At 61.5% G+C, this 25961-nt stretch carries 26 protein-coding genes; 13 read left to right on the forward strand and 13 right to left on the reverse strand.

What is annotated here, in order from left to right:
* The first annotated feature begins 51 nt into the window (after window positions 1-51).
* Both Q0G18_RS02310 and Q0G18_RS02315 read left to right on the forward strand, forming a co-directional pair.
* Window positions 52-378, forward strand: a complete 327-nt coding sequence (locus Q0G18_RS02310) for a helix-turn-helix domain-containing protein (protein WP_297149158.1) — start codon at window positions 52-54, stop codon at window positions 376-378.
* Window positions 378-1667 carry a type II toxin-antitoxin system HipA family toxin gene (locus Q0G18_RS02315; RefSeq protein WP_297149160.1) on the forward strand — a complete coding sequence of 430 codons (1290 nt, stop codon included), beginning with the start codon at window positions 378-380 and terminating at the stop codon, window positions 1665-1667. The genes Q0G18_RS02310 and Q0G18_RS02315 overlap by 1 nt, the downstream gene beginning before the upstream one ends.
* Window positions 1668-1794: 127 nt before the next feature.
* Here the strand turns inward: Q0G18_RS02315 and Q0G18_RS02320 are convergent, their stop codons facing one another.
* Complete coding sequence (locus Q0G18_RS02320; protein WP_297149162.1) at window positions 1795-2205, reverse strand: hypothetical protein; 411 nt, start codon at window positions 2203-2205, stop codon at window positions 1795-1797.
* A 323-nt stretch (window positions 2206-2528) separates the two neighbouring features.
* Between Q0G18_RS02320 and Q0G18_RS02325 the strand changes: the two genes are divergently transcribed.
* From Q0G18_RS02325 to Q0G18_RS02340, 4 genes are read left to right on the forward strand one after another with little or no spacing between them, the layout of a single operon-like run.
* On the forward strand, window positions 2529-3023 hold the full coding sequence (locus Q0G18_RS02325; RefSeq protein WP_296062807.1) for an S-ribosylhomocysteine lyase: 495 nt from the start codon (window positions 2529-2531) through the stop codon (window positions 3021-3023).
* A 9-nt stretch (window positions 3024-3032) separates the two neighbouring features.
* The gene (locus Q0G18_RS02330) at window positions 3033-3740 is read left to right on the forward strand and encodes a 5'-methylthioadenosine/adenosylhomocysteine nucleosidase (RefSeq protein ID WP_297149165.1); all 708 of its coding nucleotides are present in this window, start codon (window positions 3033-3035) and stop codon (window positions 3738-3740) included.
* Window positions 3740-4363 carry a CrcB family protein gene (locus Q0G18_RS02335; RefSeq protein ID WP_297149167.1) on the forward strand — a complete coding sequence of 208 codons (624 nt, stop codon included), beginning with the start codon at window positions 3740-3742 and terminating at the stop codon, window positions 4361-4363. The genes Q0G18_RS02330 and Q0G18_RS02335 overlap by 1 nt, the downstream gene beginning before the upstream one ends.
* Window positions 4360-4734: a CrcB family protein gene (locus Q0G18_RS02340; protein WP_296062815.1), complete on the forward strand. Its 375-nt coding sequence runs from the start codon at window positions 4360-4362 to the stop codon at window positions 4732-4734. Before Q0G18_RS02335 ends, Q0G18_RS02340 begins: the two co-directional genes overlap by 4 nt.
* Here the strand turns inward: Q0G18_RS02340 and Q0G18_RS02345 are convergent.
* The 6 genes from Q0G18_RS02345 to Q0G18_RS02370 form a co-directional block, all read right to left on the reverse strand.
* The gene (locus tag Q0G18_RS02345; RefSeq protein ID WP_297149169.1) at window positions 4674-6722 is read right to left on the reverse strand and encodes a BspA family leucine-rich repeat surface protein; all 2049 of its coding nucleotides are present in this window, start codon (window positions 6720-6722) and stop codon (window positions 4674-4676) included. The genes Q0G18_RS02340 and Q0G18_RS02345 overlap by 61 nt on opposite strands.
* A 16-nt stretch (window positions 6723-6738) precedes the next feature.
* Entirely contained in the window at window positions 6739-7311 is a 573-nt protein-coding gene (locus tag Q0G18_RS02350) for a hypothetical protein (RefSeq protein WP_297149171.1), read from the reverse strand.
* Between the two features lie 117 nt (window positions 7312-7428).
* On the reverse strand, window positions 7429-7947 hold the full coding sequence (locus Q0G18_RS02355) for a hypothetical protein (RefSeq protein WP_297149173.1): 519 nt from the start codon (window positions 7945-7947) through the stop codon (window positions 7429-7431).
* A gap of 93 nt (window positions 7948-8040) precedes the next feature.
* Window positions 8041-8427, reverse strand: coding sequence for a heavy metal-associated domain-containing protein (locus tag Q0G18_RS02360; protein WP_297149174.1), 387 nt, complete (start codon window positions 8425-8427; stop codon window positions 8041-8043).
* A gap of 385 nt (window positions 8428-8812) precedes the next feature.
* A complete protein-coding gene (locus tag Q0G18_RS02365; protein WP_297149176.1) occupies window positions 8813-11443 on the reverse strand; it encodes an RNA helicase in 2631 nt (876 codons plus the stop codon).
* Between the two features lie 123 nt (window positions 11444-11566).
* Entirely contained in the window at window positions 11567-12547 is a 981-nt protein-coding gene (locus Q0G18_RS02370; RefSeq protein ID WP_297149178.1) for a WYL domain-containing protein, read from the reverse strand.
* 218 nt (window positions 12548-12765) lie between these two features.
* On the opposite strand from Q0G18_RS02370, the gene Q0G18_RS02375 reads away from it, so the two are divergent.
* Window positions 12766-14052, forward strand: coding sequence for a radical SAM protein (locus tag Q0G18_RS02375; RefSeq protein ID WP_297149180.1), 1287 nt, complete (start codon window positions 12766-12768; stop codon window positions 14050-14052).
* A gap of 115 nt (window positions 14053-14167) precedes the next feature.
* Here the strand turns inward: Q0G18_RS02375 and thrH are convergent, their stop codons facing one another.
* Both thrH and Q0G18_RS02385 read right to left on the reverse strand, forming a co-directional pair.
* On the reverse strand, window positions 14168-14767 hold the full coding sequence (thrH, locus tag Q0G18_RS02380) for a bifunctional phosphoserine phosphatase/homoserine phosphotransferase ThrH (protein WP_297149182.1): 600 nt from the start codon (window positions 14765-14767) through the stop codon (window positions 14168-14170).
* A gap of 102 nt (window positions 14768-14869) precedes the next feature.
* On the reverse strand, window positions 14870-15124 hold the full coding sequence (locus Q0G18_RS02385; protein WP_297149184.1) for an NAD(P)-dependent oxidoreductase: 255 nt from the start codon (window positions 15122-15124) through the stop codon (window positions 14870-14872).
* A gap of 347 nt (window positions 15125-15471) precedes the next feature.
* Between Q0G18_RS02385 and Q0G18_RS02390 the strand changes: the two genes are divergently transcribed.
* Window positions 15472-16479 (forward strand): DMT family transporter, encoded by a 1008-nt coding sequence (locus Q0G18_RS02390; RefSeq protein WP_297149186.1) that lies wholly within the window; start codon window positions 15472-15474, stop codon window positions 16477-16479.
* 108 nt (window positions 16480-16587) lie between these two features.
* Here Q0G18_RS02390 and Q0G18_RS02395 read toward each other — a convergent pair whose 3' ends face one another.
* Entirely contained in the window at window positions 16588-17433 is an 846-nt protein-coding gene (locus tag Q0G18_RS02395) for a class I SAM-dependent methyltransferase (protein WP_297149188.1), read from the reverse strand.
* A gap of 128 nt (window positions 17434-17561) precedes the next feature.
* Here Q0G18_RS02395 and Q0G18_RS02400 point away from each other — a divergent pair, with 128 nt between their 5' ends.
* Complete coding sequence (locus Q0G18_RS02400) at window positions 17562-19499, forward strand: GNAT family N-acetyltransferase (RefSeq protein ID WP_297149190.1); 1938 nt, start codon at window positions 17562-17564, stop codon at window positions 19497-19499.
* Window positions 19500-19607: 108 nt separating this feature from the next.
* Here Q0G18_RS02400 and Q0G18_RS02405 read toward each other — a convergent pair whose 3' ends face one another.
* Window positions 19608-20198, reverse strand: coding sequence for a TetR/AcrR family transcriptional regulator (locus Q0G18_RS02405; protein WP_297149192.1), 591 nt, complete (start codon window positions 20196-20198; stop codon window positions 19608-19610).
* A gap of 154 nt (window positions 20199-20352) precedes the next feature.
* Between Q0G18_RS02405 and Q0G18_RS02410 the strand changes: the two genes are divergently transcribed.
* The 4 genes from Q0G18_RS02410 to Q0G18_RS02425 all read left to right on the forward strand — a co-directional run bounded on the left by Q0G18_RS02410 (window position 20353) and on the right by Q0G18_RS02425 (window position 24581).
* Window positions 20353-21825, forward strand: coding sequence for an MATE family efflux transporter (locus Q0G18_RS02410; protein WP_297149194.1), 1473 nt, complete (start codon window positions 20353-20355; stop codon window positions 21823-21825).
* A 100-nt stretch (window positions 21826-21925) separates the two neighbouring features.
* A complete protein-coding gene (locus Q0G18_RS02415; RefSeq protein WP_297149196.1) occupies window positions 21926-22636 on the forward strand; it encodes a flavodoxin in 711 nt (236 codons plus the stop codon).
* A gap of 198 nt (window positions 22637-22834) precedes the next feature.
* Window positions 22835-23857: an aldo/keto reductase gene (locus tag Q0G18_RS02420; RefSeq protein WP_297149198.1), complete on the forward strand. Its 1023-nt coding sequence runs from the start codon at window positions 22835-22837 to the stop codon at window positions 23855-23857.
* Between the two features lie 16 nt (window positions 23858-23873).
* Entirely contained in the window at window positions 23874-24581 is a 708-nt protein-coding gene (locus tag Q0G18_RS02425) for a DUF4405 domain-containing protein (RefSeq protein WP_297149200.1), read from the forward strand.
* An 8-nt stretch (window positions 24582-24589) separates the two neighbouring features.
* Here the strand turns inward: Q0G18_RS02425 and Q0G18_RS02430 are convergent, their stop codons facing one another.
* Window positions 24590-25429 (reverse strand): RNA methyltransferase, encoded by an 840-nt coding sequence (locus Q0G18_RS02430; protein WP_297149202.1) that lies wholly within the window; start codon window positions 25427-25429, stop codon window positions 24590-24592.
* 25 nt (window positions 25430-25454) lie between these two features.
* Window positions 25455-25961, reverse strand: a 507-nt coding sequence (locus Q0G18_RS02435; protein ID WP_366768924.1) for a DUF6363 domain-containing protein, incomplete at its 5' end; no start/stop codon positions are given.

Here is a 25961-nt window from a genome sequence, read left to right on the forward strand (position 1 = left end):
TTGTCGCAAAATTATGCGAATGCATCATTTTTCGCAGACAAACGAGAGGAAATGCTGGTGATAGACGCACTTGAAATCGGCTATGCGATTAAGGACCGCCGAGCAGAACTCGGTTTGACCCAGGCGCAGGTAGCCGAGGCAGCAGGAGTCTCGAAGCGATGTCTGTGGTCGCTGGAACTGGGTCAAAATCCTGGCGTTCAACTGGACAAATTGACTGCCGTGTTGGGAGTGCTCGGGCTAGACCTGCGAATAGACAAAGGCGATCCTCCGTGTTTCAAGGCCCAAAAGGTAGAACTGGGCGCGAAGCCGACCGACGCCTCTCCGCATTGCGATAACAGCTTCGACGCCCTAGCGATTCTCACAGGAAAGGCAAAATGATGCTCGAAGAATTGGACGTGCTGATTTCGGGAGAGCACGCTGGCATGCTCTCGCAAGACGACTCCGGCCAGCTTTCGTTCGCCTATCTTCAGGGATACCGCGGCGTACCGCTCTCGTCAGCAATGCCCTTGTCGACCCGAACCTATCGCGACAAAACCGTACGACCGTATCTCTGGGGCCTTCTTCCCGAAGACCAGGCCGCGCGAAAAGCTGTTGCTGCGAATGCAGAAGTTTCACCGAACAACCCTTTTGCACTCTTGGGCATCATCGGCCTGGACTGCCCCGGTGCCGTTCAATTCTGCCCGCCAGGCGAGAATGCGGCGCGAGAGGAGAAGCTCGTCCCCATCGACAATGCAGAAATCGCGCGGAGGCTTTCAGCTGGCCGCGAGGAAGGCTCTGGATGGCTCGCGAATAACGAGCATTGGAGCCTTGGCGGCCAACAGAGCAAATTCGCGCTCAGAAGACAGGGCGGCAAATGGTTCTCCTGCGAAGGCGCGGCAGCAACCACGCACATTCTCAAAAGCGGCGTAAGGGGACTTTCCCATCAAGCCCTAAACGAGTATGTATGCATGCGCCTTGCCGCAGCCTGCGGAGTCAACACTGCCCAAGTCGAGTACCATGAGTTTGAAGGCGCAGGGGGAATCGAGCCCGCGATAGTAATCGAGCGATACGATCGTCTAACCAGCAACAACGTCGTGAAGCGGTTGCATCAGGAAGACCTCTGTCAGGCGCTCGGATGCCTGCCGGAAAACAAATACACCGATTCTGGCGGCCCTAGCTGCGCCGACGTCCTTGAGCTTTTGAAGTCGACCGGCGATGCGGCCCAAAACAACATAGCGGGTTTTCTGCAAATGCTCTTTTTCAATTACCTCATCGCCGCGACCGATGCCCACGCGAAGAATTATTCCATCATGCTCGAAGCAAATGGGGGGCATCGGCTGGCACCCATGTACGATGTCGCTTCAATCGCTCCCTACATAAAGCCCAACACGTGGAAGACAAAGCCACCGAAACTCGCTATGTCGATAGGCGGAGAAAACCGAGCTGGATGCATCACGGCCAACAACCTGAGCAAGCTCGTAAGGCAGTCCCGTTTGGACGATGTCGGTATCACCCCCGAAGGCTGCGCCGAGCTGATGTCGCTCTATGCCGACATCATTCCCGCTAAGCTTGCAGAAGTGTTCGACCACTTGAAGGGCACTGCGTCCGCCCCATCCGCAAAAGAGCTCAGATCGCACATGGAGGAACCTATTGCACAACTATGCAAGAAGGCGAAAGCGCGGTTGTAATTATTTGTCGCTGCGAGACTCACGATCCACGCCTTTAGCCCCCGAAACGAAGTGAAGCCCGCTTGCAGCATTGCCGCCCGCGGGCTTCCATTAAAGACCTCGTCTTCCGGATATGGCAAACGCGGCTTTATGCCTGCTTCTTGATGTTGTTCGCGAGGATGAATAGGACGACCACGAACAGGGTGCCGATCAGGCTGCTGGCGCTGATGCCCGAACCGGTCGCCTCCATGATGAGGCCGAGCGCGTTGAACACGATGCCGATGATGCACAGCACCCAGAACACGCCGATCTTCGACGGGTCGTTTGCACCGCGCACGCCGAATGCGCCGACAACGATATCGAAGGCGCCGGCCACGATAAGGACCACACCGCCGATCGTGCCCAATACCGCAACGCCGGCACCAGAAGAACTCGCCTGGGACACGGCGAAACCGTTGGCGCCCACGGTGAGCACAATTCCGAGAACCGCGATAATCGCCCCCACAACGATGCCGATAATCGACAGAACCTTCAATGCCGTCTGTGAACTGGTTTTCATACGCCCCTCCTTGTTGTTGCCAACCTATTGTCGTGCGTTAAGGATACAGGAGCTAACGAGAAAATCGAAGGGCGAAGCCTCTCGGTGAACAATTATTGGGACATGAGTCTCATCTTTCATTGAGTCGGCCACTGTCCAAAAGGCGGAAGCGCACGACGAATCAGCATCCCAGCCCCGCAAATCAAAGCCAGCAAACAGCCCAGGACCCCAAAACGATTCGCCCCCGTGCCATGCCCAACAACACCGATAGCGATTAGCACGCTTGCGCGCATCGGCGAATCGTATATCCTTCCAACTATAACAACCTTCAAAGGAGCCAATTCATGGAACGAATCGCAAGCTTTTCCGTCGACCATACCAAGCTCGAGCCCGGCGTCTACGTATCGCGCAGCGACGCCGACGAGAAGACCGGGTGTGTGACCACCACTTTCGACCTGCGCATGACAGCGCCGAACCGCGAGCCGGTGATGGACACCGCCGCCGTGCACGCGATCGAGCACCTCGGCGCCACCTTCCTGCGCAACGATGCGGAATGGAAGGACCGCGTGATCTACTTCGGCCCCATGGGCTGCCGCACCGGGTTCTACCTTGTGCTGTTCGGCGCCTATGAACCCACCGACGTGGCAGACCTCGTGCTTCGCCTGTTCGAGTTCGCTCGCGACTTCGAGGGCGAAATCCCCGGCGCAAAGCCCGAAGAATGCGGCAACTACCACGATTCCGACCTGGCTCAGGCGAAATGGTGGGCACGCCGCTACGTGGCCGACACACTTTCCGTGCTCGACGACGCGCACACGCATTATCCGGCGCTTCTGGACTAGGACATATCGATGGAGAACCCTATCGGCATCATCGGCGCAATGGACGTCGAAGTTGAGCTGCTGAAAGAGAGCATGGCTGCGGAGGGCACGGTCGAGGCCTCCCACACCGGGCAGCTTTCGTTTTTCACCGGCACCTTATCGGGCGTGCCCGTCGTCGTCGCACAGTGCGACGTCGGCATGGTGAACGCAGCCGCCCACACGCAGCTGCTCATCGACCGCTTCGCCGTACGCGGTGTGGTGAACACGGGCGTCGCGGGATCGCTTGACGCCTCGATCGACATCGGGGATATCGTGGTGGCGACCGACGCCGTGAACCACCTGATGGATGTGGGGAACCTAGGCTACGCCCCAGGGCAAACGCCGGGGCTGTCCACACTCGCCTTCCCCGCCGACGAGGCGCTCCGACGCGCCGCGGTGGACGCCGCAGCCGAGCTCGGCATCCAAACCTGGGAAGGCCGCGTGGCCTCGGGCGATGTCTTCGTGCGCGAGGACGCCGACAAAAACCGCATCGCCGACACGTTCGACGCAAGCTGTTGCGAGATGGAAGGCGCGGCGATTGCCCAGGTCTGCTGGCTGAACCGCGTTCCCTTCGCCATCGTGCGCGCAATCTCCGACAAAGCGGACGGCACCGATTACATCGACTACCCCACCTTCGAGGCCCAGGCGGCGCGTCAGTGCGCTGCGCTCGTCACGCGGATGATCGGCCGCCTCGTGTAATGACCGCCCAAACGCACACCGCCGCCCGCGCGCAAAAGCTGCTGCGCCGCAAGGGAGCACTCACGCCGTTGATCCTGGTCATGGGATTCATCGGTGCCTCGCTTCGCTATCTTCTGGAATGTGCGCTGCCCGCAAACGGCGGCTTTCCTGCGGGAACGCTCGTCATCAACATCTTCGGCTGCTTCGTGCTGGAACTGGTGAACCAGTACGTGGGGCGTCGCATGCACCTGCCGGGTGCTCTCGTGAAGTCGCTCGGCGTGGGGCTTGTGGGCGCCTTCACCACAATATCGGCGTTCTCGACCGAGTGTCTCGCGTTTCTGCAGGCAGGAGAGGTCGGCCTGTGGGCAGCCTACGTCACCGCCACACTTGCGACGACGTTTCTCGCCTCGCTTGCGGGGCACGCCGCATGCCGCGGTCTCGACGCATGGCGCCTTGCACGCATCGAACGGCGCCGCGAGGCCATCCACCGGGTTCATGCCGCACGCCGAGCAAGGGCTATGCGAGAAGCCGACAGGGCGAAAGGCCAGGCGCGAAACGCCTTCGCACAGGAGTGGGTCCAGCATTGCGAGGATAACCCAACTGCGGAGGATTCCTCCCCCGAAGACGAGGGAGGCAAACGATGAGTCCTCTTCTGCTTGTCGCCGTAGGATTCGGCGGTGCCTTAGGAGCGCTTTGCCGCAGCAAGGCGACGGGCTTTCTCAAAGCACGCACGCATGGGGATTTCCCCGCAGCGACGCTCATCATCAACATCTGCTCGTGCACTTTAGCGGGAATTGCCTTGGCGGTTCAGGCTGATCTTAACGAGGTTCTCTACCTCGCGGCGACCATGGGATTTCTCGGCGGGTTCTCCACCCTGTCGACCATGAACTACGAGGCGGTGGAGCTTGTCCTGGGCGGCAAGCGCGCACTCGGCGCAGGATACCTTGCCGCGACTTACGCGAGCACCCTCGGCGCCGCGGCGATCGGGTTCGCCATCGCAAGCGCGGTCATGTAGTCTTCGCGCGCAGCTGCCGCCATGCCTTCCGCGGCGATGGCGTGGTTTTCGCTATTCGGGGTGCTCGCACCGCCCGCGGCGTCCGCAGCGCTCTCAGAGCCCGCGCGTCCCGCATTGCTCGCATCTTCCGCAGTGCCCGCACCATCTTCCGCGGCGTCGCCTTCCCCACCAGACGCAACTGCACGATATGTGTCCGCCTTGTTGCCCGGCACGGCAGAAGGCCGATAGGCGGCACCGTCCGATGCAGCATGCCACAGGCCGTCCGCTCCAGGGATGTCCGCAGCGCTCGGCTGCGGCAGAAAGCACTTGGAACCAACCCAGGCAAACGACTCGCCGAGCGTCACCTCTGCAAGCTTCGAACATCCCTCGAACAGGTACACCATGGTCTCCACATTCGATGTGTCGAACGAGGACAGATCGAGCGCCCGAAGAGAGGAACAGCCGAAGAAGAGGTAACTCAGACTGTTCGCCGCCGCCGTATCGAATGAGGACAGATCGAGCGAAGCAAGCGAGCTGCATCCCGAGAACATATGATTGAAGTCGACGACGGACGACGTGTCGATTCCAGCGAAATTCACCGCTTCGAGCTTTGAGCAATCAGCGAACAGATAGCTCAGGTTGACCGCAGACGACGTGTCGAGAAGCGAAAGGTCGATCCGCTTAAGCCCCGAGCAGCCCGAGAACATCCCGTAAAACGTCTGCACCTTGGCGGTCGACGCCCTCGACAAATCGAGCTCGTTCAAAGACTTGCACCCGTAAAAGACCTGGGAGAGGTCGGTAGCGGCGGCGGTGTTGAACATTGACACGTCGAGGGTGACAAGCGAGGCGCAGTTGTAGAACATCGACGCGAAGGTGGTCGCGTTGCTCGTGTCGAAGTGCGACAAATCAAGGGACCTAAGCGAGCGGCACCCGTAGAACATCTGCTCGAACGTGGTTGCACTGGACGTATTGAACGACGAAACATCGAGCTCCTCAAGGGCGGCACAGCAATAGAACATCTGCCTGAAGTCTTTGCCGCTCGACGTGTCCCAGCCCGTAAGGTTCAGTGTCCGAAGCGACAAGCAATCCTGAAACACGTCGGCAAACGACCTGACAGATCTTGTGTCGAGAGCGGAAAGGTCGAGGTCGGTGAGCGATTTGCACCTTGAGAAGGCATACCCTAAGCTCGTCGTCTTCGACGTGTCGAGCTTGGACAGGTTGACCGACAAAAGATTGTTGCACTCGAAAAACCACGCGTACATCGTTTGCGGGGCGACGCCGTCGTCGACGACCGCGACGCGCTCAATCTTGCGCGCGATGCCCTTCCACGGCGGGGTGCTCTTCGTGTTCTCGATATTTGCGTACACCGCCGTCGCCGTCTTGCCCTCGAACATGCTTCCCTCGGCGGGCAGGGCGCGACGCTTGTAGAAGGTGAGCGAGGCGTCGTCTTCGGAATATACAGCAAACGGGACGGAATCCGAGGCACTCGGCTCCGTCGACTGAGCGCAGAAGAGAAACGACACCGAAAGCAACGTCACGGGGTGTTGGGCTGCTTGCTCGAACAGGTCGGCGTGCGCGGCGGGATCGATCGGGGACACCGCCCAGCTCACGTCAAGCGACCCCTTCGCGGGGACGATCAGCGTCGGGTCGTAGGATGCGAAGCCTCCTGAGTAGTCGAGCAGCGTCGAGCCGCCCGCCTTCGCCGAGATTGATATGCCGTCGTAGGCGGTAGTCGCCGTGGCCATGGCAAGACGCGCCGGGATACTTCCCGAGTTCTCCACCTTCCACGAAGTCGGCGTCGCGACCGTCCCGTCGGAGAGCAGCGCGCACGGCACGGTCGTGGGCATGGTCACCACGATCGTATCGTCGTCTGCGGACGCGCCAGCCCCGCCCTCGTCAGCGTATGCGGGCGCAAACGGAGAGGCGAGGCACCATGCCAGCGCGAATGCCGCCGCACATAAGACCGCGGCGGCATGCCATATTCCCGTTATTGCCCGCACGTGACACATGTGATGGGGCTATTTGCTACTGCGCAGCGCCGGAAGCGACGGTCCAGGTGATGGTCGCAGCCTTTTGGGGCGCCGAGATGTCGGCGGTCACGCGCGCGATCTTCGCGTCGGTGATGTCGAGGGAGATTGTATCGTTTGCGGAAGTGGCGTAGCCCATGTTCCATGCCGCAAGGGCGGAGGTGTCGACGGACTCGGCGGCCTGCAAGCCGTTGACCGTGAACTGGAAGGCGTTCGCGGCGGTGCCCACCGTCACGTCGGCGACGAGCTTAAACGGCGACTGCTCGGTGACGGCCATGTTCACCACATGGATCGGGAAGACCGACTTGTTCTGAATCTGCAGGGTGTCCGCAGAGGGGGCCAGCATCGTGCCGTCAGTCTTGGCGACGAAGGGGATCTTCGTCGGAACCGAGAACGACAGGTTGTCGCCATCGGGGTCGGGGGTCACGGACTGGATGGTGACGTCCGTCGACTGAGAGGTGGTGCCATCTGCGAAAGCGAGTGCGGGGGTTGCGATAGCAGTAGCCATGACGAGGCATACGGCCAGCGCACCCACGCGCGCCTTGAGGCCGCGGTTGCTGGTTGCGTCCACGAAAGGACTCCTTTCTTGTGCGAAGCGGGCCCTTCCCGCCTCATTGTTTGCTTTCTGCCGCCGAAGATGCCGGCAGCTTGGTGCCTTGCTGATGCCGAACTGCGCTATTAGCTGGCCTTACTGGCTCTCGCTTAAGTCGGCTGCGACGATGGTGACGGCAACGGACTGGGGGTTGCCCGACGGCGCGCCGGTCTCGGGGTCGCAGCCCTGCACGGTCACGGTCGCCGATCCCTCGTGCGCATCCGGCGCTTCGCACCATTCGACGACCTCGCCGGGGGCGATAAGCCCGGAGTTGTACAACTCGATGCCATCCTGCGAAAGGGTGAACGTTTGCGAGAACTTGTTTTCCGCTACGTTCGAAACGTTCACGCGCACCTTCCCATCGGCCAGCTTGGGCTTCGCCGACACGGAAATCGTCATGCGCGACTCCTCCGCCTGACGGTTGAGCTCGGCAATAACTTCTTCGTCGCTTTTGCCCTCGTGGGTTTGCACGGTCGCGCCGGGGTCAGCCTTAGGTTGGGCGAATTGCCACATCGCGCAGCTGCCGATGGAAAGAAGCAGCAGAAGGAGCAGTATCAGAATGACGACGCGCCGCTTCTTTTTGCGCGAGTTATCTTCTTGTTCTACTTCGCTCAATTCCCCACCCTTCGACATTTTTCGCGGATGGATTATCGCAAAGCTCGCCCCTCGCGACAAGATAAAAATGCAAACAGCATAATACTGAGAAGGCTAATTACGATGCGACACGTAATATCCCGCGTCCTCCACCGCTCGCTCGACGGCGTCGCGGACGATGGGGGATTTCGCCAAGATGTGCGCCGTGCCCGACGCCAGGTCGACTGTCGCCCACGTTCCCGGCTGCGCATTGAGGGCGTTCTGCACGCGTTCGACGCATTTTTCGCAGGTCATCCCCTTAACTTTCACGTCAAGCGAATAGGGATAGTTCGCTTCGTCGGCGTCTTCCACCGTGACAGCAGCGACCTTTTTCGCCTTGGGGGTTTTCGAACCGCCGCCGCAGCAGTCATCCTTGAGTGAGAATACGCGGTAAGCGCGGCGAAGCGCGAAGACCATAAGGATTGCGATAACGATGATGATAATCAAGGTTGGTGCGTTCATACAGCAGCTCCTCCGAAAGCCTTCGCTTCTTGGATAAGCAAGAAGTTTTCCCTTTGATACTTTCGGCAGTGTACACGAGAAGTTAGCGAGAGAAAACCGTTGGGCAAGACATCGTCACACAGTATTCATATACCCTCTGAGGGTATATGAATACAGGTGACGTTCCCTTTCCTTCAGGCCATCTACCTGCGCATAACAAAAATCAGCCGGTTCTTGACACCGCCAGAATACAAGAATCAGCCAGTTCGACCGCATCACACGACACGAGGCGGCGACTCGCGAATCCGCTGCGCTTGGGGTCGAGCCAAGCGCAGCGGAGGATGATGGGGCCGAGCCAGACACGCAACACTGCCGGCCCACCGCCTCTTACCGACGGCGCGCCTTCCTATTCCCCTAAGTCCTCGGCGAACCCTACGCGGTAGTTCGCAAACACCACCCCATCGCCAGCCTGCGTGGCGTCCAGGTCGACGTCGGCCGCTATCGCGAAGTCGCTGTCGCCTTCCGCATCGTGGAAAATCTGGCGCACATGCCACACGTGGGCCGATTCCTCGTCGGACTCATCGAGCACAAGGTAAGCTTTCGAGCGCGCATCCGCATCGAGGAGCACCTCTTCGTGGGCGTCGTAGAACTCGTCGAGTGCCACAGCCCAGGCGCGCTCGCCGAAGCCCCAGTCCGCATCCATCTCGCCAAGCGTCGCAACGTCGCGGTGCGCCGCCGCACGCACGCGGCTGAACAGGGCGTTACGCACAAGAACAGTAAGCCCGCGACGATCGCGCACCACCGGCTCGTCCTCGGGCGAAGGCGGCGCAGCATCGAGCGCGGCGCCCGCGTTCTCCCACTCGTCGACCAAACTCGAGTCGACCGAGCGCACGACAAGTCCCAGCCAAGCGACGATGTCCTCAAGCCGCTCGTCGCGCTTGCCCTCGGGAACCGTGCGGTCGAGGGCGCGAAACGCCTCGGACAGATACCTGAGAAGCGCGCCCTCGTAGCGCGTGATCCCCAGCTTCTGGATATACCCCTTGAAGTCCGCGGCGCTCTCCAGCATGTCGCGCAGCACCGACTTCGGGCGCAGGCAGAAGTCGCGCGCCCACGGCACGCCCTCGCAGTATTTGTCGAAGGCGGCGTCGAGCAAGTCCTCAAGCGGCTTTTCGTAGGTCACGTCCGCGATACGCTCGAGGCGCTCCTCGTATTCCACGCCGTCCATCTTCATCTCAGCCATGGCGCGGTCGCGCGCGCGGCGCTCTTGGGCACGCAGCACCTGGCGCGGGTCCTCAAGCGTCGCCTCGACCATCGACACCACATTGAGCGCATAGTCGTCGTCTTCAGGGTCCAAAAGTTCCAAAGCCGCGAGCAAGAAGGGAGAAAGCGGCTGGTCAAGCGCAAAGTCTTCAGGAAGATCGACCGTCACGTAGTAGCTTGCGCCCCCGTCGGGCAGATCCTCTTTCACCACCACGCCCGCGGCGATGAGCGTGGCGAACACCTCGTCGGCACGCTGCGAGAGCGCCACCTTCTCCTCGTCGGTTTGCAGCGAGTCGGCAATGAGCTCCTCCACGCGGGCGCGGGCGTCGCCCCCCTGCTCTACCTCGGCAAGCACCATCGAGTGGGTGATGCGCATGCGGGGCGTGAGCTTCTCGGGAACCGATTCCACCAGGCGGTTGAAGGTGTCCTCGTTCCAGTTGACGAAGTTCTCGGGCGGTTTCTTCTTCTTGATCTTTCGGAGCTTCTTCGCATCGCCTGCGGCCTTCACCTCGGCCTTGTGGTTCTCGATCTCGTGCTCGGGCGCCTCGGCGATGACCACGCCTTCGGTGTCGAAGCCCGATCGTCCCGCGCGCCCCGCGATCTGGTGGAACTCGCGCGAGCGCAGGCGGCGCATCTTGTGGCCGTCGAACTTCGTGAGCGCGGTGAGCACGACGGTGTGGATGGGCACGTTGATGCCCACGCCGAGCGTGTCGGTTCCGCAGATGACGGGGAGAACGCCCTGTTGGGCGAGCTTTTCCACCAGCAAGCGATAACGGGGCAGCATTCCTGCGTGATGCACGCCGACGCCGCAGCCGAGCAGGCGCTTCAACGTCTTGCCGAACGCCGTGGTGAATCGCGCGCCCTTCATGGCCTCCTTCACCGCCTCACGCTGTTCCTTCGTCGCCACGCCGTAGCTCGCCAGCGCCGACGCGCTCGAGAGCGCCGCGTCCTGCGAGAAGTGGACGATGTAGAGCGGACCCTCCCCTTTTCGCAGCGCGAGCTCGACCGTGCCTTCAAGCGACGTGAGCGCGTACTCGTAGGAAAGCGGAACCGGGCGCGGCGCGTCGATGATGCGGGAGACGTCCTTGCCCGTCTGGCGCTCGAGCAGCCCTGCAATCTGGTCAACGTCGCCAAGTGTGGCGCTCATCAGCAGAAACTGCACATTGGGAAGCGCAAGCAGCGGCACCTGCCAAGCCCAACCGCGATCGGAGTCGGAGAAAAAGTGGAACTCGTCCATGGCGACGCTCTCTATGGGGGCGTCCTTTCCCTCGGCGAGCGCCTGATTTGCGAGGATCTCCTCCGTGCAGCAGATGACCGGGGCCGACGTGTTGATGTGCACATCTCCCGTGATCATGCCCACGTTCTCGCGGCCTAAGATGTCCACCAGGTTGAAGAACTTCTCGCTTACAAGCGCCTTGATGGGCGCCGTGTAGTAGGAGCGCTCGCCGAAGCACATCGCGATGAAGTGCATGCCGAGCGCGACGAGCGACTTGCCCGAGCCGGTCGGCGTTCCCAAGATCACGTGATCGCCGACCATGATGGACATGAGGGCCTCTTCCTGATGGGGCCACAGCTCGATGCCGCGCGATTCGACCCAGCCGATGAACGCCTCGTAGGCTTCTTCCTCCGTAAGGTTAGGGTTCTCATCGTAGAGCTTGCAGGCAAGCGCGCCGAGCTCTCCAGGCTCATGCGCGCGGGATGCGTCGGCAAGCTGCGCGACCTCGCTCTCGGGGGTCGTGACGTGGACAGATACGCCGTCGTTGGTTCGTTCAGACAAAAATCGCTCCTCGTACAGGTTCGCCCGCGCGACAAAACGGGCGGACCTGCTGGCCCGCCCGACTCAGTCACCGCGAATTCGCATTCAGTTCTTCGAAGTGTAGCGCAGCGCAGCCGAATGATGCTAACACTGCTCAAGAATGGCACGCAGATACTGCTTGTAGCTCTCCGCGAGCGACTCCGGCCCCTCGATGCGGACCGTGCCGTTGCACCGGACAAGCCATCCGTAAAACGCAGGGCCCTCTTCAACCCGGGCCTCGATGCGCGCCGTGCCGTCACCGAGGTCGGTGGAGGCGACGTCGCGTCCGAAGCGGTCGACGACGGCGTTCATGGCATGGCCATCGGCGATAAGCGTCGCGTCGACGAACGCACCGCCAGCCGCACCGACGACCGCATTGTCGAGCCGCTCGACCGAGAAATCGCTTTGACGGGGAACCTTCGCCGCCCGCTCCTCGGAGACTTCCACATAATCCATGCGCCCGACGCGAAAGCCCTCGAAGGTGTCGGTTTCAGGATTGTAAGTGACCAGGTAGTACACGCCTTGGTTCACGATGATTTCCACAGGCGTCTCCACGTAGCGCTCGCCGCTGCGGCGCATGACCTTCTCTTTCGCGGCGTTGTAGCTGAAATAGCGGAACGACACCTTGCGCTTGCCCGCGATCGCCTCCAGGATGTGGTCAACGTTGTAGAGCAGCGAATCACCCTGAATTTTGATGCGCCCGCTCACGGAAAGGTGACGGTCGAGCAAGTCGCGCTCGCGCTTGGGCGCAAGGCGTTTGATCGAGCGGACGAGCGCATCGGACTTGCGCTGCGTCAAATGGCGCGAGCTTTGCACGGCGTCCACGATAAGCATCAGATCGTCGAGCTCGATAGATCGCGTGACGAGGGCATACTCGAGCGGTGCCCGCTGAAACGTCTGGATATCGAGGCCGAACTCCCGCAGCGACTCGATGTCGCGATAGACCGACTTGCGCTCCGCCGTGATACCGTGAGCCTCGAGGCGTTCGAGAATCTGCGCCATGGTCAAGCCGGCGACAGCGTCGGTCTCCTCCACGAGCATCTGCGCGATGTAGAGGAGCTTGAGTTTTTGCAAATTGGCCGCCACGGGACACCCTCCCTTTTATACCTCAGTTACCATAATGATTATACTTCTTTGTTTCCCCAGGTAAACTAGCGTTCGTTACAAAAATCACGTCGATTATGACATTTGCCCGTCCCAAAGTTGTCTCAGAAGACGTCAAATTATCGGGAAGGGCGCAAGCGAGCAAGGTCGGCTATAATCGCAAGACAGATGCAACCGGACGACGACTTGGATGTGACTTCATGAACGCAGGCACCCTGGCAGGCAACGATTCCCTTCGCGCGGCACTGCGCCACTACGACGAGGTCCGCGAGACCTACCTTCGCGCGCTCGCCGAGCATGGCGTGGAATTCGCCCCCGGAGGATCATCCGATGCCGAGATCGCCCAGCTGCGCGGCGAGCTTGAGAAACGGGGCGCCGAGTTCCGCAACGCGGGCGCATCGATCCGCATGGGCTGGATCTCGAAAGCGTGCATCGAGTGCACGGGAAACAAAGGCTCCGAAACGTTTTCCACCACGTTCAAGTGCCACCGCGACTGCTACTTCTGCTTCAACCACAACCAGGCGGACTACGACAAGTTCGTCCGCGAGGGCTGCCCATGGGAAGAGGGCCTCGCCCGCGCCGCTGAAACCTACAAAAACGGCCTCGCCGTCATCGGGCTCACGGGAGGCGAGCCGCTTTTGAGCTTCGACGCGTCAATCGCGTTTCTCAACCGCGCGCGCGAGCTTTTCCCCGAGGCGCACAAGCGCATGTATACCTCGGGCGACCTGCTGACGGGGGACATGGCGCGAACGCTGCGTGACGCGGGGCTGCAAGAGATCCGCTTCAGCGTGAAGGACTTCGACCCCGAGCCCATGCAGGAGCGCGTACTCGACGCGATGCGCCTGGCGAAGCGCTACATTCCCGACGTCATGGTGGAGATGCCCATCATCCCCGGCACCGAGGCGCGCATGAAAGAGCTGCTCGCGAGCTTCGAGGAGATCGGCATCCGCGGGATCAACATGCTCGAGTTCTGCTTCCCCTTCCACAGCTGGGACGAGTTCGCGCGTCGCGGCCTTGTCGTGCGCAACCCGCCCTTCGACGTGATGTACGACTACGGCTACTCGGGCGGCCTTCCCATCGCCGGCAGCGAGCAGCTTGCGCTCTCGCTGATGATATGGGCACACGACCAGGGGTTCTCGTTTGGCATGCACTACTGCTCGCTCGATAACAAGCATCGAAGCGAGATGCGGCAGCGAAACGAGCGCGCCGCGCACGTGCACCCCTGCTTCACCTTCGACGAGGGGGACTTCTTCCTGAAGACGGCAAAGGTGTTCGGCCCCGACCGCGAGGTGGCGCGCCCCGTGCTCGCCACGGCGGGCTGCGATACGATGGTCGACAGCGATGAGGAGGACTCGACAACCTTTCCCTTGCGCTATCTGGAGTTTCTGCGCGGCGTGAACGTCACGCCGGCCGTTGCGTATGCTGTGCTCGAATCGGACGAGAACGGCTCGTATATCCAGGAGCTTGACCTGCACGTGGCTGAATAGCGCGCATGGGAGCCCCCCGCAGCCTCCGCAGCCCAAGAACTAGAGAATACGATGGTCCATCGGTGCAAACGCGTCGCCAAATGCCGCTTTCGCACCGATGGACCTTGGTGGCTTCCTACAGCGCAGCCTCGATCGCGGCGAGCAGCTCGTCGTACTCCTCGAGCGTGGGGACATCGGGGTTCTCGGCCTTCGTCGACGGCGCGCCCTTGAACAGCCAGCCCGCCTTGCTTGCGCGAATCATTCCCAGGTCATTGTACGAATCTCCCGCAGCGATGGTCTCCATCCCGCAGCTCTGCAGCGCGCGAACGGTCGTGAGCTTCGTCTGGTCGCAGCGCATCTTGTAACCGGTGATGGCGCCGTCCTCTGCCACCTCGAGCGAGTTGCAGAAGATGGTGGGCCAGCCGAGTTTGCGCATCAGCGGCTGCGCAAACTGTTCAAAGGTGTCGGAGATGATGATGACCTGCGTCTTCTCGCGCAGCGCATCGAGGAACTCGCGGGCGCCCTCCATTGGGTCGATTGTGGCGATCACGTCTTGGATCTCGGCCAGGCCAAGTCCATGCTCGCGCAGGATGTCCAGGCGGAAGTTCATGAGCTTGTCGTAGTCGGGCTCGTCGCGCGTCGTTCGCTCAAGCTCGGGAATGCCGCTCGCCTTGGCGAACGCGATCCAAATCTCGGGGACAAGCACACCTTCCAAATCCAAGCAAACCACGTTCATAGGACATCCTTTCCTTATGCAGGCTCAAGGCGTTGGAGGATTCCAGCGCGACGGAGGTTAGGGCCCGCAGCACGCGACGTCGCGAGCTGGGCGGGCACGGCCCTATGATAGCCTATCGAAAACGTCGGCATTCAAGCAATCGGCTGGACGGCGCCCGCATACGACGTCGATGGCGCTTTGCATCGTTCGCTCGCGAAGCTCCCGACCCGATTCCTCCGACCAATACGCCGCATGCGAGGTGAGCACTGTATGCGGCGCACGCATGATCGGGTGCGTGAAATCAATCGGCTCGTCCTCGAACACGTCGATTCCCGCACCCCAGAGCCTTCCCTCCTCGAGTGCTTGGGCGGTGGTCAACTAAGGGTCTCGCTCCTCAGAGGCAGCGAAACACGAGAAACTGTTCGGGGTGCCCGTCCCGCCGCCCGCCTCGAACCATGCGACAAAGCCAATCCTGTCGTAAACGGCACGAGCAAGGTCATTTCCCTCATATCACTTGAACCTCTGGGCGCACCGTGCATAATGTTCAATTCGAATGGCTTCTACGATAGCCCACATACCCTCTTCAACCGCACGGGAAATATGGGGTCTCCTCGCCGCGCAAGCGGCAGGGAGTTCATTTCGCAAGCTCAATTGAAGAGGTGGCTGGCATCCTAGTTCCATGCTAGCCGTATCATTTCTCCGAGTTGCCAGGAGCACAAGCAATTATGAGCATCCTCGACAAACCATATCCGACGAACGTTTATCGACTCATCCTCGCCACGGCCGCCGCCATCTGGGGCCTCGGCTTCGTGATCGGCAAAAGCGCCATCGCCACCGTTGGCGCCACCTGGTTCACCGCCATCCGTTTCTTTGGGGCGGGCATCGTTTTGCTCATCATTTTATTTCCCCATATCAAGCGAAATTTCTGTCGAAAGACGCTGAAGGCGGGCATGATCATAGGCGTGGCCACGTTCCTCGGGTTCTGGACTCAGTTTCTGGGCCTGGGTATGACGACACCATCGAAGAACGCCTTTTTGAGCGCATGTTATTGCCTTACTGTGCCGTTCATCTGGTGGGTGGTCTCGCACCGCCGCCCGTCCGCCAAAGTGTTTATCTCCGCGGCAATATGCGCCATTGGCATCGGGATGGTGTCATTGACCGACGGCTTCTCCATCAGCCTGGGAGACGGCATAAGCATTCTCTCGGCGTTCCTCTACGGCGCCGAAATCGTGATCATCGGTCTGGTCATGCGCGACAACGATATCCTGACCACCACCGTCGTCCAGCAATTCACCAGCGGTATCTTGGCCCTGCTGCTCGCTTTGACCACGCAGCCCATGCCAACGGCGGCGCAGGTGACCACTCCCGAGTTCATCGGCGCCATGGCCTATGTTGCTGTCCTCTCGGCGGCCTTTGGAGCCGTGGCGCAGAACACAGCACAGGCACATGTGTCCCCTTCCGAGGCGGGCCTGCTCTGCTCGCTTGAAAGCGTGTTCTGCGCCCTGTTCAGCGTGGCATTCTTCGGCGAGGCGCTCACGCCGAGAATGGCGTTGGGATTCGTGCTCATCTTCGCCTCCATCGCGGCAACTCAGCTTGGCGACAAGGGAGGCGGCGCCGCTGCTGCTGCCGCCGACTCCGCCCTCGACGAGTCCGTCGCCGACGGGCCAGCGACCACCACAAGCTGGGAATCCAGCGAGCCTGTCAAACGGAACCGTGGAAGAATCGCCCGCTGAACTGCGAGTATCGCAGCTAGCAAAGCACCTTTTGGCTACTAAACGAGAAACCCCGCATTCTCGATGCCAAGTCCGCGATTGGCCGCGGAGCATAGGTCATGACAACGGTTAAGCCCGACGGCGAAACACAAGATAGCTGTTCAGGGTGCCCGTCCGGCCGTCCGCTTCGAACCGAGCAACAAGGCTTGCCCAGCCGTCGACGGCACGAGAGAGGTCGGCCACTTCCCCATCCGAGAAGGTGTGGCAATAGCGGTATGCATGCTGCCTGTTCTGCCATCCAAGCAGGTAATCGCCCTCATCGAGCGCGGGCAGCCCATACTCCACGCGAGCTTTCGCCGTCGTTTCTACTGCCTTTGCTGCAAGCTCGGGACTCTTCGCGAACTGCCAAAGCGACACCGCCACGTGCCCGCCGGGACGCACGCTCTTGACGAGCGCCCGCAGAAGCGCCGCCCGCGAATCGGCACCAGGAATGTGGTGGAAGAATCCGAAGCACACCGCCATATCGACAGGCGGCGCTTCGATTGCGCGCTCAATCGAAGCGTCTATCAGCGAGTTTGCGATATTAAGCTTCTGGAAGGCAACGTTGTCGGCATCGCTTGCGAGCCCATCGCGCGCAAGCTGCTCGCAATCGTCCACCGCGAAGTAGGCTATCGCCGCACCGGGCAGCGCCTCTTGCAGAAAGCGAAGGAAGCGCCCGTTGCCGCACGCCACATCGAGCACACGCAGCGGATCGCGAGGAATTTGGCCAGCGGCGAAAGCGGCGCCTTCGAGAAGCGCACCCTTTGGGAAAGCCGCACTCGCATCCGACGACGGCTCAGCGCCGATCCCCATCTCGTCGAGGCAGCGCCTCCAACCCGCCCACGAAGCGCGGCGGGTCGACGAGAACGACGGGGCGTTCCCGCGGTAGAAAGTTGAGGTTATGTCGCACAGTTTTCGGGCGGTTTCAGTATCCATAAGTCATCCCGTGCATTGTATCGCTTCGCGACGCAATTCGCCGTCCGCAGCGGGCCGGCGATCCGCCAGCGCGCGCCGGGTCCGCATAGCGTACAATGCCGCTTATGCAGAAAACCCTCGAAACCATATTGTCAGCCCTGAAAGAGCAGGGTCAGCCGCTCGACGCGAACGCACTCGACCGGATTATCCGCGCGCGCAACCGCGAGCTACGAGGACCCGTGCGCGCGGTGGCAAAGAAGAAGCTCCTCCCCTTTTACCAGCAAACGAAGGAACGCAATCCCGACCTGTGGCGCAGCTGGAGCATCGACAACGAGCTCGAGGCTCTTCTCGTGCGCACCTTGCGGATGAAGCCCATGCGCACCGCATCGGGTGTGGCGACCGTAACGGTGCTCACCAAGCCGTGGCCCTGCGCAAGCGCCTGCCTCTACTGCCCGAACGACATCCGCATGCCGAAAAGCTATCTGGCAGATGAGCCTGCCTGCCAGCGAGCCGAGCGCAACTGGTTCGATCCCTATCTTCAGGTGGCGCTGCGACTGCGCACGCTCACCGACATGGGACACACGACCGACAAGGTCGAGCTCATCGTCCTCGGCGGCACCTGGACAGATTATCCGCGCGCGTACCGTTTTTGGTTCATGCGCGAGCTTTTCCGCGCGCTGAACGAGGCATCGGACGCAAACGTGCAACGGACAAGCATCGCCGAGCGGCGCGCCTTCTACGAGCAATGCGGCATCAAAAGCGAGAGAGACGACCTTGCCGCATTTACTCGCGACGAGCAGGCGCGGGTCACTTGCGGCGAACTCACCTACAACCAAGCAGTCCGCGAACTCTACGGGGACGATGCGGGCTGGCGGCAGGCGAGCAACAGCCAGACGGCCGCGCTCGCAGACGTCACCCTCGAGCATGCGCTCAACGTGCAGGCCGCGCATCGCTCGGTGGGACTCGTCATCGAGACACGCCCCGATTGCATCACCCCCGGAGCGCTCACCGAGATGCGGGCACTCGGCGCAACGAAGGTTCAAATCGGAATTCAAAGCCTTGACCAGCACATACTCGATGCGAACCTACGCCGCATCTCCCTCGATCGCATCGGGCGCTCCTTCGAGCTCGCAAGGCTGTTTGGCTTCAAAATCCATGCGCACTTCATGGCCAACCTTTACGGGGCCACGCCTGAGAGCGATGTCGCGGGGTACCGTGCGCTCGTGACCGACAGGCGCTTCCTCCCCGACGAGGTGAAAATGTACCCTTGCGCGCTCGTCGACGGCACGGGTCTTGTGGAACACTGGCGAAACAGCACGTGGAGACCCTACGCCGAGGAGGAGCTTATTGGTGTTCTGGTTGCAAACATGCAGGTCACGCCTCCTTACGTGCGCGTGTCGCGCATGATCCGCGACATCTCCTCGCACGATATCATGGCGGGCAACAAGAAGGTGAACCTGCGCCAGATGGTCGATAGCGAGCTGGCGCGCCGCGAGGCTGCGGTGGCCGAAATCAGGACGCGCGAAATTGGCACGCACAAAGCAAACCTGAGCAAGCTTGAGCTCGTCGAGTTCCCCTATGAGACCACCGTGTCGAGCGAGCGTTTCCTGCAATGGGTAACGCCCGAAGGGAAAATTGCAGGTTTCTTGCGCTTGTCGCTGCCGAAAGCCGATGCGATCGCAGCTGCACGCGCGGAAGCGGAAAACGAGCGCGGGGCGATCGGCTCAACGGGGTGCGAGGCGATGCCATTCGAAGGCAAGGCCACCTCTCACCAGGCCCCACGAGATATTGCGCCCGCAAGCGCAAGCGCGCAAGCAGAACGCTCCGCTCACGACGCCTTCCCTCTAGCTGCAGGCGAGGCCATGATCCGCGAGGTGCACGTGTACGGCGCCGTCGCCGCGCTCGGGCATGCAAGCACGGGAGCCCAGCACACGGGGCTGGGCCGCAAGCTCGTCGCTCGGGCATGCGATATCGCGCGAGAGGCAGGCTACGAGCGCATAAACGTCATCAGCGCCGTAGGAACGCGCGAGTACTACGCGAGCCTTGGCTTCGAACAGCACGGACTCTACCAGCAAAAGAAGCTCTGAACTGGTAAGACACCCAGTGGCGGGCTCCCAACTCCCCCGCTTTCAGGCGCGCGAGCCCTTCCCGAAAGCGCCAAGTGGGACAAATCACCCGACCCCTGTCCCACTTGCTTACTGGAGGACCCCCTCCAGGGCGCCTTCGACAAGACTTGCCGTCAAGCTAGCCAGTCTTTCCGGAGAAAGCCGCTTGCCATCTGCAACCCATTGCCTGTAGGCGTTTATGCCGGTTTGCTGCAGGAAGGAAATGACGACGGACGCCTCTTCCGCCGACAGCGCGCCGAACCCGCCAGGCGAGACGCGGCGCGACTCAAGAACGTTGTCAATCATCGATGCCTGAATGCTGCTGAACGCAGAACTGCAGGTCACAGCCTCATAAAAGGGACTTCTTGCGCCCGTTTCGCACGAATAGAGGATGAAGCGGCGCGTTATCTCGCCGGCATCTTCGGGAATCCTCAAATGGCCGGTAAGCTCTACGTACTCGCTTGCGAACTCATGCTGAACCTGGGCGAGCAGATCGTCGAGGCTTTTGTAGTGGCGGTAAAACGTCTTCTTGTTGATGCGGGCCGACTCGCACAGGCTCGCGACGGTGAGCTTGTCGTAGCCGCACTCGCAGACGAGCCGCTCGAAGTGCGTGCGAATCGCATCGAGCGTCTTCACAACGCGTAAATCCGTTTTCTTCCGGCCATCTGGCATCTCGGCCATGCACCCACCTCTCTTTAAGCCACTGATTACGCTAAAGCGCGGTCATAAGCCACGATTTGAGCATGCGAGTCCATTGCGAGAACCCGTTCTTCATGATGTTATGCCATTCGTAAGAAATAAGCAACTACCGTGGCATATCAGGAGCATCTCAATCATGCAAACCGACGATCAGCTCACAGGCGACAAAGCAGAAAAACATCGAAACCCTCTACGGCGATTTCGGAACCATCGACAGAACAAGTTCGATTCCACCGACCTGTTCGAGCGGGCACCGGTCCCGCGCGCCGTGGCAAGCCTCGCTTTGCCGGCGGTGGCAAGCCAGCTTGTGGTGCTGGCGTACAACATGGCAGACACGTGGTTCATCGGGCAGACGGGGGATCCCGCCCAGGTGGCTGCCCTGACCGCCACGTTCCCGATATACATGCTGCTGAACGCGGTTTCCAATCTGTTCGGCGTCGGCGGCGGAAGCCTCGTGTCCCGCAGCCTCGGCGCGCACGACGAGCAGCGCGCCCGACGCGTGGCAACCACGTCGGTGTGGCTTGCCGCAGCGTTTTCCCTTGTCGCAGGCGCGATCCTGCTGCTTTGCGCCGAGCCGCTGCTAAGATTGCTCGGGACGCCCGAAGCCGTCATGCCGCATGCCCGCGCCTTCCTCTGGTTCGCCGCGTCCGCCGGAGCGCTGCCCACCGTCACGGGACTCGTTCTGGCCTCCATGCTGCAGGCGCAGGGGAAGCCCGGGGTTGCGAGCACGGGCATGTGCATGGGCGTTCTTATGTGCATCGCGTTGGACCCAGTGTTCATTTTCGGGCTTGACCTGGGAGTCGCCGGAGCAGCCCTTGCGACAGCCATTGCAAACACAGCGAGCATGTTGTTCTTCATCGGGTACTTCATCCGAAACCGCAAAAGACTTCAAGTCCCGATTGCGGCGAGGCCGGGCCGCCCCGCCGGCGCCGATCTGCGCGAGATCTTCGCCGTCGGTTTTCCGGCTGCCGCGATCATCGCGCTTGGTTCGCTGTCGAACGGTGTTTTGGTGGGACTGCTCTCGGCCGCGCCCGTGACGGCAGAGAGCGGCTTGGGCGTGGTGCAAAAGCTTGAACTTGTCCCGTTCCAGCTGATCATGGGCGTGACAAGCGGCGTGGTGCCGCTCATCGCCTACTGCTCGAAATCCGGCAATCGAGCCCGCATGCGCGCGACGATGCGCTTCGTCCTCACGATCGCCCTCGTAGCGGCCGCCTTCGTGCTCGTCATCTATGAAGCCCTTGCCGAGCCGCTGGTGTCGCTGTTCGTCTCCGACGCCGAGTCCGTCGCCTTCGGAGCCGCTTTTCTTCGTCTGCGCATCCTGGCATTGCCGGCCATCGTGCTGGAGTTCGCGCTGAACTCGGCGTTTCAGGCGACGGGCAGCTCCAAGCAGTCTTTGATCGTATCCGTCCTGAGGAAAGGAACGGTCGACCTTCCCCTCATGATCGCGCTGAACGCCATCTGGCCAATATACGGTCTCATGCTTGCGCAGCCCATCATGGAATCCGCGACGGCGTTAACGGCCATCGCTCTTTGGGTACGTTTGAACAGCCAAAACGCGAAAGAAAGAAGGGAGGACATGGCGCAGCGAATTGCAGAAGCGAAGGCTTAAACGAGCTGAAAAGGCAGGTTCCGAAAACGTGTCTTCCTGCTGCTGTTGGAGACTGCAGCCAGGGGCACATAAATAAGGAAACGAAGGAAAGGAAAGCGGTATGAACACTTTGACTCGACGGAGATTCCTCCAAATCACGGGACTCTCGACGCTCGGCGCGGCGACGGGGCTCGCAGGCTGCAGCGAGAGCAGGAACGCGACGGACGCGTCGATCTCGGCGAGTGCGTCGTCGGGCGGCACTCCATCAGGCGATGCGACATCTAAGCCCTCCACTTCGGCAGCACCAGCCGCCTCGAGTGGCACTTCACTCGTACTCGTATTCTCCCGCGCCGGCGAAAACTACGGCGTGGGCACGGTGGAGGTGGGCAACACCATGGTGCTCGCCCGAATGATCGCCGAAAAGACCGGTGCCGACCTGTTCGAAATCGAACGCGCGGAGCCCTACCCCGATGCCTACGACGCGTGCTGCGACGAAGCGGTCGATGAGAAGAACTCCGGCGCGCGCCCCGAGCTGGCAGAGATGCCGAACCTGTCGGGCTACGACACCGTGTACCTCGGCTTTCCGTGCTGGTGGGGCGACATGCCCATGCCAGTTTACACCGCCATCGAGGCGCTCGACTGGGGCGGCAAGACGATTTGCCCGTTCAACACACATGCGGGAAGCGGCGAGGCCGGCATGTTCGCGACCGTCGCTCGGAAATGCGCAGGTGCGACCGTGACAAGCGGCCTCACCATGTCGGGCACCACGGCGCAAAACGACCGAAACACCGCAGAGTCGCAGATAGACAACTGGCTTGCAAGCTTGAGCTAGCAAGCATGGGAAACAACCGATCGGGGCGTGCGCGAGGGGCAGATCGAGAAGGGCTCCATCGCCGGCAGCTCACGAATACGACAGCCTCACCGCGACGACGCCTCGAACTCGGGCGAGATGCTGACCACGACGCGGCAAAGAATCTCGATTCCCTAACCCTCTGATTGTCCCACCCAGCAAGGAGATTGGACTGGTGAAATGAACAACACAATGAACAGAAGATCGTTTTTGAAGGGCTCGCTTGCTTTCGGCGCGGCCGCCGCGCTCGGCCTTGCGGGCTGCGCATCGGAGCAGACGGCAGGCGACTCGTCGGCTGCCGCAGACTCAACTCCTTCGGCAAGCGACGCTGCGAACAACTCGGCCTCGACGAGCGCATCGAACGCGCTCACGCCTTCCGCTTACAGCCCTTCCTTCGATTTGAGCGCACGCACGGTGATGCTCAACAACGGAGTCGCGATGCCGGCGCTTGGCATCGGCACCTACATCCTGTCGAGCGCACAGGCCGAGGAATCGGTCTACGCGGCGCTCATGGCGGGCACGCGCCTCGTCGACACCGCGCGCATCTACGGCAACGAAGAAGGCGTGGGGCGAGGCATCGTCCGCGCAGGCGTGCCGCGCGACGAGGTGTTCCTGACCACGAAGCTGTGGACCGCCGACTTCGCCAACGCCGCCGCGGCCATCGACGGGTCGCTCCAGCGCCTGGGGCAAGACTACGTCGACCTCATGCTGCTTCACCACGAGGACGCCAGCGACGAGGACGCCTACCGCGCGATGGAGGACGCCGTGGCGGCCGGCAAGATCCGCTGCATCGGCATATCGAACTTCTACGAGAGCGGGTTCGCGCGCATGCTGGACATGGCGTCCATCCCGCCGGCCGTACTGCAGAACGAGACGCAGCCCTACTTCCAGGAGCGCAGCGTCAAGGAGGCCATCGCTGGAGCGGGCACGATACTGGAATCGTGGTTCCCGCTGTGCGGCAAGGCCGATTGCCGCACCCTGTTCGCCGACCCCATCGTCGCCGAGGTCGCTGGCAACCACGGCATCTCCCCCGCACAGGCGGTCATCCGCTGGCACCTGCAATCGGGCAACGTCTGCATCCCAGGCTCTTCGAATCCCGACCATATCCGCGAGGACGCCGACGTGTTCGGGTTCAGCCTGACCGCCGATGAGATGGCCGCCATCGACGCCCTCGACCGCAACCAGCGTTACGCTTCGTACTAGGAAAGGGCCGTTTCCCGTGAAGAACCGCAGCCCGATCGCCATTGCAGTGGATGCCGCGCTCGCAGGGCTGCTCATCGCCGTGATGGCCACAGCTCTTGTACAGGAGGCCGCGCATGAGTACTTGGGGGCGAGCCTGTTCGCCGCCGTCACGGCTCACGCCATCCTGAACCGGCGTCGGTTCAGGGCCCTTCTCCGCGGCCGCCGTAATATGGTTCGCGCGCTGCGCCTCATGGCTATCGCATGCCTGGTCATGTGCGTTATCGGGCAGGCGGCAAGCGCTCTTGTGCTCTCGAAGTTCGCCTTCGGGTTCCTGCCGGCTTTGCCAGGGGCCGCCGTCGCGCGTCGAATCCACATGCTGTGCTCGTACTGGGGATTCGTGCTCGCGTTTGCCCATGTCGGGCTGCATATCAAGGGACCCAGTCGGCTCATACGCACCAGAGGGGAGAGAAACGCGTCAGATGTGCCTCGCTATGTCATCTGGGCATGTCGCTTCTCGTTCGCGGCGGTCGCCTGTTTCGGTGCGTATTCCTTCATCCAGCTTGACTTCGCAGCCTACCTGTTTGGCAGAGTTCAGTTTGCATTTGCCGACTACGGCGCGCCGATCGATCTTTTGCTGATGAGCTATGCCTCCATTGCGGTGCTGATCAGCGGTCTGTTTCACTACCTGCGAACCACTCTCGAAGCGCTTGAGATAAGTCGGCACCGAACATCTAGGGCACGATAAACGCCAGCCTACCGCACGCGCAACTCCCAGAAGGCAACGGCACTTGCCGCCGCGACGTTCAAGGAGTCGACGTCGTGGGCCATGGGAATCTTTACCGTGTAATCGCTTGCGTCGATCGTGGCTTGCGCCAACCCCTCGCCCTCCGTCCCAAGGACGATTGCGAGCTTCTCGCAAGTTCGCAGACCCTCATCGTCAAGCGCGATTGAATCGTCGGACAGCGCCATCGCCGCGACCTTGAACCCCAGGTCATGAAGGAGCGCGATGCCCTCCCCCGCCCAGGCCTGGACGCTCCCGATGCGCGTCCAGGGAACCTGGAATACCGTCCCCATCGATACGCGAGCCGCACGACGAAAAAGCGGGTCGTGGCACGATGGGGTCACGAGCACCGCATCGACGCCGAGAGCAGCTGCCGAGCGGAATATCGCCCCGATGTTGGTCGAGTTCCCAATGTCCTCAAGCACCGCCACGCGTCGTGCGCCCAGATTGTCCAGCAGCTCGGTCACACTTGGTAAAGACGGGCGCTCGAACACGGCAAGTGCGCTTCTGACCACCTCATACCCGGTAATTTCCTTGAAGAGCGCCTTCGGCGCGACGTAAATCGGCGTCGAGGAATCTGTCGCAAGCGCATGCTCAATGACGGGCATCGTGCCCTCGAGCAGTTTTTCAGGAAGCAGCATCGCGCGCGGGACGGCGCCAGCAGCCATCGCGCGCTCGATCACCTTGAGTGACTCGCCGATGAACAGCCCTCTCTCGCGCAGCTCCACGTCGGCCGTGCGGGTGAACAGGGAGAAGTCCCCGCCCCGCTCGGCACCCGCGTCGCCCGTTTGCTCCAATGTGATTATCGGCATTGCTCTCCCCCTCTTGCGACATCGCCTACCGGCCACCGATCCACGCCTCCCATGAAGCCGCCTCGCGCTGAGCCTGCGCATAGCCTGCTTCGTATGACGCGCAGAGCTTTTCCCAGTTCGTCTCCTTGTTGTCGACCGGCATCTCATCGGGGTAAAACACGCACGCCGCACCCGCACGTTCAAGCTGCTCAATCTCGTCGCACAGAGCGTTATAGCGAGCAGGCCGCTCGATGGTGCGCTCCGCAACCAAGGGATGGCCTCGAAAGGCAGCGCGGAACACGGCGCGCGGCAAAGCCCCGAGAGGCTTTTTGCGATACCCCCGCGGCTGCGTCCGCACGATGAAGAAGCGCTCGAAACCGTCACGACGCGCCGCATCGAGGCAAATCCCCCAGCTCGTCCCCATTCCGCCGTCCATATAGGTGCGTCCGTCGATCGTCGTCGGCGGCATAAACAGGGGCATGGTCGAACTGGCGCGCACGCGCAGCATCATGTCGCGCATCGTCGGCATATCCGCCTTCGTCCACGCCACGGT

Origin of the sequence: uncultured Ellagibacter sp. (genome assembly GCF_934636505.1) — a bacterium.
Lineage (GTDB): Bacteria > Actinomycetota > Coriobacteriia > Coriobacteriales > Eggerthellaceae > Ellagibacter.